Source organism: uncultured Rothia sp., assembly GCF_937976295.1.
GTDB lineage: Bacteria > Actinomycetota > Actinomycetes > Actinomycetales > Micrococcaceae > Rothia.
Genome location: NZ_CALJRY010000084.1, coordinates 1 through 6,982 on the forward strand (window position 1 = coordinate 1; position 6,982 = coordinate 6,982).

A 6,982-nucleotide genomic window follows, 5' to 3' on the forward strand; every position below is an offset into this window, starting at 1 on the left:
ATAATGGGGGTCCCAGCCGATAAGACCGATAAGCCGGTCCGAAGCCCGCCGCAGGGCAAGGGCAAGCTTCGGATCCTGCTCACTATCCCCTATAAGGGTTTGGAGGTCTGACAGGCTTGCGCAATACTGGTTTTCAGACATAACAAGCCTCCTTACCGATTAATCTTTGGTTTTCTTACCGGCCGACGGTTTCACAATATACGGGTTATCTTCCGTTACGGGAGTTTCCTTACCCGTATCTTTGCGTATAGCCGTGGTGGACGGTACCTGCTTCGTGATCAGCAGGTTACCGTCCTCGTCTATCAGCCTGGCACGGTAAGCGTCTGGCCGCGTGTAGCGAACGCTATCAATGATGAGCATCTCTTCTTCCATCACATTACCGTCCTCTACGTTTTAGCCCTGGGCGAGCTTAGCAACGCACAGTTGGGCCGGCTTGCGGATCATTTGCAATGCGCGCATTTCTGCCCTGATGTAGGACAGGTTGCGCTGCGCGTAATCCTTGTGCTGATTGAATACGGCGATATTGAGTGCTTCGTAGACGAGCAGCTGAATTACGCTGAAATCGCCGATGATGGCGGTTCCTTTTTCGAGGTAGGAGGATTCCAGGCGGGGGATTGACCATACGGTTGGGTCGCCGGAGGCGAAGGGGCCTGCTCCCAGATACCGGCCGTTCTTATCCTGCAGGAGGTCGAGAGCCTCGTTATCCTCAGGATTCATGACAACTGCCTGTGGAGTTGTACCGGACGTGGTAGACAGGAGGGTCTTTGCCTTACGCAGGGTAGTAGCGATATCTGTGTCAAATGCCTGGTTGAGGACGCCGGTAGTGTGCAGGATACCTGCAGGTTCGTCTGCAGATCCGGACCCGTTAATCAGCGTTTTCTCGATTACGTCAAGCAGGTTAGCTTCAAGCTCCCCGTCGATGATGCCGACGAGTGCACCGTCGTCGGAGAGTTCCTGGTTCGTGATTTCCAAGCCATCTGCATAGGTAAACGCTTTAGCGTCTGCCGTAGCTGTGGTAAGGGTACTCAGTGGCTTAAGCCCGCCTTTAGCGTCCGTACCAGTGGTTGTTTTTGCCTCGCCGGTGATGCTGGCGTTGTTAGTGACTGCCCGGAGCTGACGGTACTGCAGCCATGGGCTGTTGGTTGTGCCCTGGTAGATCAGGTCGAGGATCGTGCGCGGTTTACGGTATGTCAGATCATCGATACCTTCAACATATTCTGGGCGGGAGGCGCCGGGGATTCCGGTGTTGAGCGGATCGGCTTTCAGTACGCGCTGGCCAGAAGCAACGTCCTTGACGGCGAAGTTGACGACACCGTTTTTGGATTCGAATCCGTGAGGGTGGTCTTCGCGGAAGCCGCGTACTTCGTCGGACTTGACGAACTTTTCGCCGATGGTGAACTTCCCTTCGAGCATGGTTGATGTTTCTCCTTCGTTATGGGTTGCTGCGCGGAGTGTGGCAGCGGTTTTCTTGGCTGAGCTCATTGCTGTTTTTAGCTGCTGGATCTGCCGGCTGATTTCTTCTGCGCGGCTGATTTCCTTTTCGGTAAGGTTGGTGCCTTTCTTTTCGAGGTTTTCCGCCTCAGCCACCAGTGCCTTGAGTGTTTCCTGACGATTCATCAGATCGTCTCCTTTCCGGCTACGAGAGCCTTTATCAACTGTGCGGCTAAGGCCTGCCGCTTTTTCTTCGCTGACTTCCCTTCCGAATCGTCTGGTGTTTCTTCATCGCCAGCGTTTCCTCCGGGAGTGTCTGTGGAAGTATCATCGTCGTCGCTCGTGTCGTTCTCATCTATGAATTGTGAGAGTTTGTCTACTGCCTGGTTGAGCAGATCGAGCGTGTCTTTGAGGTCGGTAAGATCCATATCATCATCTCCTTCTTCTGGATCTTCTTGCGGGTCTGCAGTATCCTGCGGGTCCGGTTCATCAGCTTTCACTGAGATAAGCTGCGTATCCGGATTCGCACCTTTAAGAGTGAGGGATACTTCAGCAAGCTGGAAGCGGCTGATGTGCGCATTATTGTCGTCGTCGTATTCGATGTCGTTTTCGTTGACGAACCCGCCGATGCTGAATTCATGGACCCTGCCAGTTTTCATCAACCGGTATGCCTGAACCGCGTTAGGATTGTCCATGTCCAGTTGGGCGTCTATCTGCAAACCGGTATCAGTTTCTTGGCCTTGTGCTGCTCCGAGATGGGACCAGATGTCTTCCCACTCGTGATCCCACAGGACAGGCAGAGGAGAATCATCGGTGAAGGTTTTGAGGCTTTCTTCAAAAGCGCCTTTCTCGATGATTTGGCCTTGTGAATCTTTGGTGCCGAAGGTACTGACGATAGCGGTAAAGCTGCCCTCGCCGTCCGTTGTATCAACATCAGCTTTATAAGATACGCGCTTAAAGACGCGCTTAGGGGAGTGTCTGTTCACAGTATTTTGTCCTTTCTGCTCACTCCACGGCATAAAAAAAGGGATAACACTATGTGGAGTGTTATCCCTGGGAAAATTTGAGAATAGGCGATGGGTTTACCATTCGTATTCGAGGACGCAGGTGCAGCCTGCGACTTCGTCTACGTCCAGCCCACCGTCACCTGGCCAGCGGGCACCATTGGAAAACTCATCATCGATGCCTGTTGCTTCCCCATCCATTTGAGCGTGGGAAGGCCTCGGGTGAGCACTAGTAACCTGCCAGCGTTTAGTAACCAGCCCGGAGGCCTTCGCGGCATCCTGACGGCCAAAGCCAGCCGCGTTAGCGATAAGGCTGGCCGCCCAAGCAACAGCCGTACTGTCTTTCAACCGGTCAAGCAAACTCGTACGCGGATCGACGTCGCTATCCTCATCGTCATCAGGATTGGTTTCCATTTCGTCTAGGTTGGCGAAGCTGGTGAGCATGCCGTCGGCTATTTTGCTGGCGGCGTTTTGTCCTATCTTGGTCACGTAAGGTTTCATGACGCTGGCTGCCCAGCCGGATTGTTCCGGATTGTACTCAGCGAGCACGCTACGCGCCCCGGCGAGGGCTGACGCCCATGTAGACGGGTTGATTGCTTCCATCAGGATTGTGTCCCACTGGTCATGGAAGTCTTCCGGATCCTCGATATCATCATGAGATTGCATCATCTTCACATAGATACTGCGCAGAGCTTCAACGAGGCTTTTCTCCTGTTTTTTCTTCACCGTATTCAGTTCGCTTAATGCTTGCTGGCGGACAAGATGCTGCCCAGGAGAAAGAGTCTTCATCTGTTGATGTTGAATATTCTGTTTGCCTGTATCAGTGGGGGAGGCAAGCCCGCCTTCAGTCACATTCAAGGGGGTAATCAGCTGGTCAGTACCCTTAAGCTTAGGATAGTCCAAAGCAGCTCGTGCTTCCGCGCGAGTCAAGTATGGTCCGCCTACAGCAGTCTGCAGATAGGACGCCTGCTCAAGGAAACTGCCATTCATGGCACTGTTGCGGTCAAGCTCACCATAGATTTGATGGCCTTCGTCAGCCAGGGCGGGGATTATTTCCGCATTGAATGCCTGACGGATCTCATCAATCACCGGCCCCAACGTCGGACCATACAGCATTTGGCGGAAAGCCGCTATATTGCTGAACGTACCCTGGCGCGCGCCCACCAACTCTGGAGGTATGTGGAATGCCCCGCAAACCTCGACGGTAGATAAACGCCGGCCTTCGATATCCTGGGCGTCGGCAGGCTTAATCGTATCGTTCAAGGACACGTATTCCATACCATCTTCCAGGATTGGAGTGCCGCCGGCGGCCGACATACGGAAATCGCGCCACGATTGGACGAACTGTTCGCGTTTGACTGGCTCCCACCGTCCAGACGTAGCCTCGGGAGGGCGTTTAATATACCCGTTGAACTTTGGGCTCCTGTCCCATTGGGCGTTACGCCACTGGACAGCATGCGCCTGCTCTTCCAGGATCTGGCGCAAAGTCGTCAACGGGCTCACACCATTGCCTGTGTTTGCGCTCCACCCAGTAGAAATAGCGAGCTTTTCCGCTGACAAGTCTACCGGCCCCTGAGCCAGATTCACCAGCACGCGCGTAATATTGCCTAAAGCGTCGCTTTTAATCGTCAGCAGTCGTGGCGGTATGCGCTGCAAGTAATACTCGTTATCCTCATTCACCAGCAAAGCAACGCAAAAGATGTCGTAGAGCATCAGGTCTGTGGTGATACGGTTCAGCAGGTTAAAGCTGGTGACACGTGCTTCACGATGCGGGTATCTTAACAGCTGTTCGGCCAGGGAATCGTGGGCGCGAACACGGTCATCATCAGCTACACGCTCGTAGATCTTCCACGGCAACGCAGCCACGTGTTTAGCAGCAAAACTAACTACTGTGCGTACAGCCGGCTGGGTTTTCCAAATCCTTTGAGCATTGATAAACCCGCTATTAGAGTAGCTCATCAATGGCGTACCGGGGTCTCTGACTGGCAGCCCCCAAGTGGTTTTTGTGTTCACGCCCGGCAGACTGCTGTCACCGATCGTGACAGTCTCACCGGTCGAAGAAATAAAATTAACCATCTGCCACCACCTGCAGTACGAGAATTGAACGTCTGAATATGATAACCGTGCCCGGTATCTGCTGGCCGTCCGCCTGCACATCACGCAACCGGATACGGCCCGGCCAACTAAAACGGGTCACACCAGACAGGCTGGACCCGTCAACCAGGTTCACAACAAGTTTCCGTCCTGGAAACCACATAAAATGTCTCCTTCCCATACGAACTAGGCAATGATGAGCGCGTGTTCGCTTGCCTCGTAAGCGCTGTGCGCGTGTTCCATCTGGTCAGCCATAGCTTCGCTCATAGCCGTCACCAAGGCAGACACGCCATCAATCTTTTCACCGCTCTTATTCTTATCCGGCTTCACATTCCCCGCCGGGTCAGTAGTCACCGCGAGATTATCCATACACCAATCCATCACCGGATTACAATGCGCCAGCCCACTTTTACCCTTCAGGCCGGCTAAGCACAAGCGCTGTACCTGCTTCAACGGGCTTGACAATGTCAAATACCCCTGACGTACCTTCACCATACTGATACCGTCAGCCATCAAATCATTCACCAGCTGAGACGAATTGTAAGGATCATAACCAAGAGTACGCACATCAAATTTTTCCGCGTCCTGTTTAATAGCAGCACGGATAAAATCATAGTCCTGCACATTGCCTGGCGTAGTCTGCAAATATCCTTGCTCATGCCATACCGATGCAGTGCCTGCGGTCCGCTGATCCAAAGCCTCAAGATTATCTTCAGGTGTCCAGAAACGCCAAATAGCCTTATAATCGTCCTTCCCCACAGGGAACAGCCAGCATAAAGCAGACAAATCAGACACTGAAGCCAAATCTAAACCACCGAAACACGGTTTACCGTCAAGCGACGCTTCAGTAAACTCATGCTGGTTCGCATTCCACGCACGCTGACTGATAAACTTCGTTGTCTGCTTCGTCCTCACATTTAAATTCAAGCGGAGGAAACGGGCAAGCTGCAGAGGGCTATCTTTCGCTGCCTGGGCTTCAGCCATCATAAACTCTTTCGTCGGACTAACCCCATACCCGGGATTCGCCCGCCGCCATGTTTCCTCTTTAAAAGGGTCCGCAGACTTCGGAGCAGCAAAAATCACCGCATACTCATTCGCATTCGAATAAATACCCTTACACAGCTTCTCCATACGGTCCCGCTTCTTCGAATACGGACTGTTACGCCTCCCATCATCAGCAGTCGTAATCGTCAACCCCAACGGTTGAGACCGTGCGCCTGTACCAGATTCCAAAGCGTCAATCACGCTCAGATCCTTGTGCACATGCATCTCATCAACAATATACCCGTTCGGGTTCGTCCCCTGAAGCAGGTCACCCACAGACGCAACAGCCTTGAAAAAGGATTGGTCTACCGGGCGGACAATCTCTTTCTTCATTGCCTGGATACCAGCAGCCTTAAAATCCGGACTATTATCCGCAACCAGCTGAGCAGGACGATACGCCAACAACGCCTGATCCTTAGACCCTGCTGCCGCTAAAACCTGCGCACCATACTCGCCATCAGCAAAAGCCAAATCCAACGCCAAACCGGCACACAGCGTCGTCTTACCATTCTTACGCGGAACCTCAACCCACGCTTTGCGGATAATGCGCACGATACTGCCATCGTCCGCCGACGGATGCACCCAACCGAACACCGGGGCAATCACATAAGCCACCTGCCACGCATCAGGGCGCATAGGCCGGCCGGCCCACTTACCTTGAGTATGACGCAAATGTTTCAACGTGTTAATCACACTATCTACACGCGACGGGTCAAAAAAAGCACCATGAACATCACGCGGCTCAGCAGTCCTCCACAACGGTTTCTGCCACTTCTCCAACATGTAACCACGCTCCCGTAAATACCATTTTACTTCAGGAGACAACGGTGCAGCATACGGCCGGTCAGTGAAGCGCGAACGGGTTATCTTCCTCTTCCTGGCTACCACGCTCATCACCTCGCATACGGCTACGAGCAGCAAAAGACAAACCTAACTGCTTCGCATACTCCAAAAATGCTGAAGAATTATCCTTCAAAATCTGAGCCTTCGGGCTCTTCGCCTCCTGGCCGCCATGCCGCTTATCCTCCACCACGACACCCTGCTCAATAAGCTCATTCGACACACGGCGAGCCAAACTAAAATGCCGCAAAGCCATCTCCACCGTCATACTATCCGCCTCAGAAAGCAAACCTGCTTCGGCAAGCACAGGAACAATCTCGTCCCACAATTCAGACACTTCAATAGGTAGGCCGGTAGGCTTGTCTGGCTGCTGAGGGGCAACCATGGCCGCTGCTGAAGATCTGTCAACCTGATTCTCGCCCACAGGGGCAAGCTTCAAAGGACCACGAGCACCCATTTTTATACGCCTCCCTGTATCTCTCCAAAAAACCTAAAACTTAGGCTGACGTCTTCAGAGCTGACCATGCCGCTGTTTTGGGCGGGTTTTTTTGAAATTTTTACTCCAGATC

6 protein-coding genes are annotated in these 6,982 nt (G+C 53.0%); all 6 read right to left on the reverse strand.

The genetic code is table 11. From position 1 onward, the window contains the following. Positions 1–159: 159 nt before the first annotated feature. The 6 genes from Q0216_RS02190 to Q0216_RS02215 all read right to left on the reverse strand — a co-directional run bounded on the left by Q0216_RS02190 (position 160) and on the right by Q0216_RS02215 (position 6,870). Positions 160–375, reverse strand: a complete 216-nt coding sequence (locus Q0216_RS02190) for a hypothetical protein (protein ID WP_298592564.1) — start codon at positions 373–375, stop codon at positions 160–162. Between the two features lie 18 nt (positions 376–393). Continuing rightward, complete coding sequence (locus Q0216_RS02195) at positions 394–1,617, reverse strand: phage major capsid protein (RefSeq protein WP_298592565.1); 1,224 nt, start codon at positions 1,615–1,617, stop codon at positions 394–396. After that, the gene (locus Q0216_RS02200; protein WP_298592566.1) at positions 1,617–2,417 is read right to left on the reverse strand and encodes an HK97 family phage prohead protease; all 801 of its coding nucleotides are present in this window, start codon (positions 2,415–2,417) and stop codon (positions 1,617–1,619) included. Before Q0216_RS02200 ends, Q0216_RS02195 begins: the two co-directional genes overlap by 1 nt. Positions 2,418–2,513: 96 nt before the next feature. After that, positions 2,514–4,511 (reverse strand): phage portal protein, encoded by a 1,998-nt coding sequence (locus tag Q0216_RS02205; RefSeq protein ID WP_298592567.1) that lies wholly within the window; start codon positions 4,509–4,511, stop codon positions 2,514–2,516. A 204-nt stretch (positions 4,512–4,715) separates the two neighbouring features. Further along, the gene (locus tag Q0216_RS02210) at positions 4,716–6,356 is read right to left on the reverse strand and encodes a terminase large subunit (protein ID WP_298592569.1); all 1,641 of its coding nucleotides are present in this window, start codon (positions 6,354–6,356) and stop codon (positions 4,716–4,718) included. 61 nt (positions 6,357–6,417) lie between these two features. Continuing rightward, positions 6,418–6,870 carry a P27 family phage terminase small subunit gene (locus tag Q0216_RS02215; RefSeq protein WP_298592570.1) on the reverse strand — a complete coding sequence of 151 codons (453 nt, stop codon included), beginning with the start codon at positions 6,868–6,870 and terminating at the stop codon, positions 6,418–6,420. Positions 6,871–6,982: the final 112 nt, after the last annotated feature.

Coding starts and splice junctions, on each gene's coding strand:
- Q0216_RS02195 (WP_298592565.1), bottom strand. CDS start 1,617: ATGAATCGTCAGGAAACACTCAAGGCACTGGTGGCTGAGGCGGAAAAC.
- Q0216_RS02205 (WP_298592567.1), bottom strand. CDS start 4,511: ATGGTTAATTTTATTTCTTCGACCGGTGAGACTGTCACGATCGGTGAC.
- Q0216_RS02210 (WP_298592569.1), bottom strand. CDS start 6,356: ATGTTGGAGAAGTGGCAGAAACCGTTGTGGAGGACTGCTGAGCCGCGT.
- Q0216_RS02215 (WP_298592570.1), bottom strand. CDS start 6,870: ATGGGTGCTCGTGGTCCTTTGAAGCTTGCCCCTGTGGGCGAGAATCAG.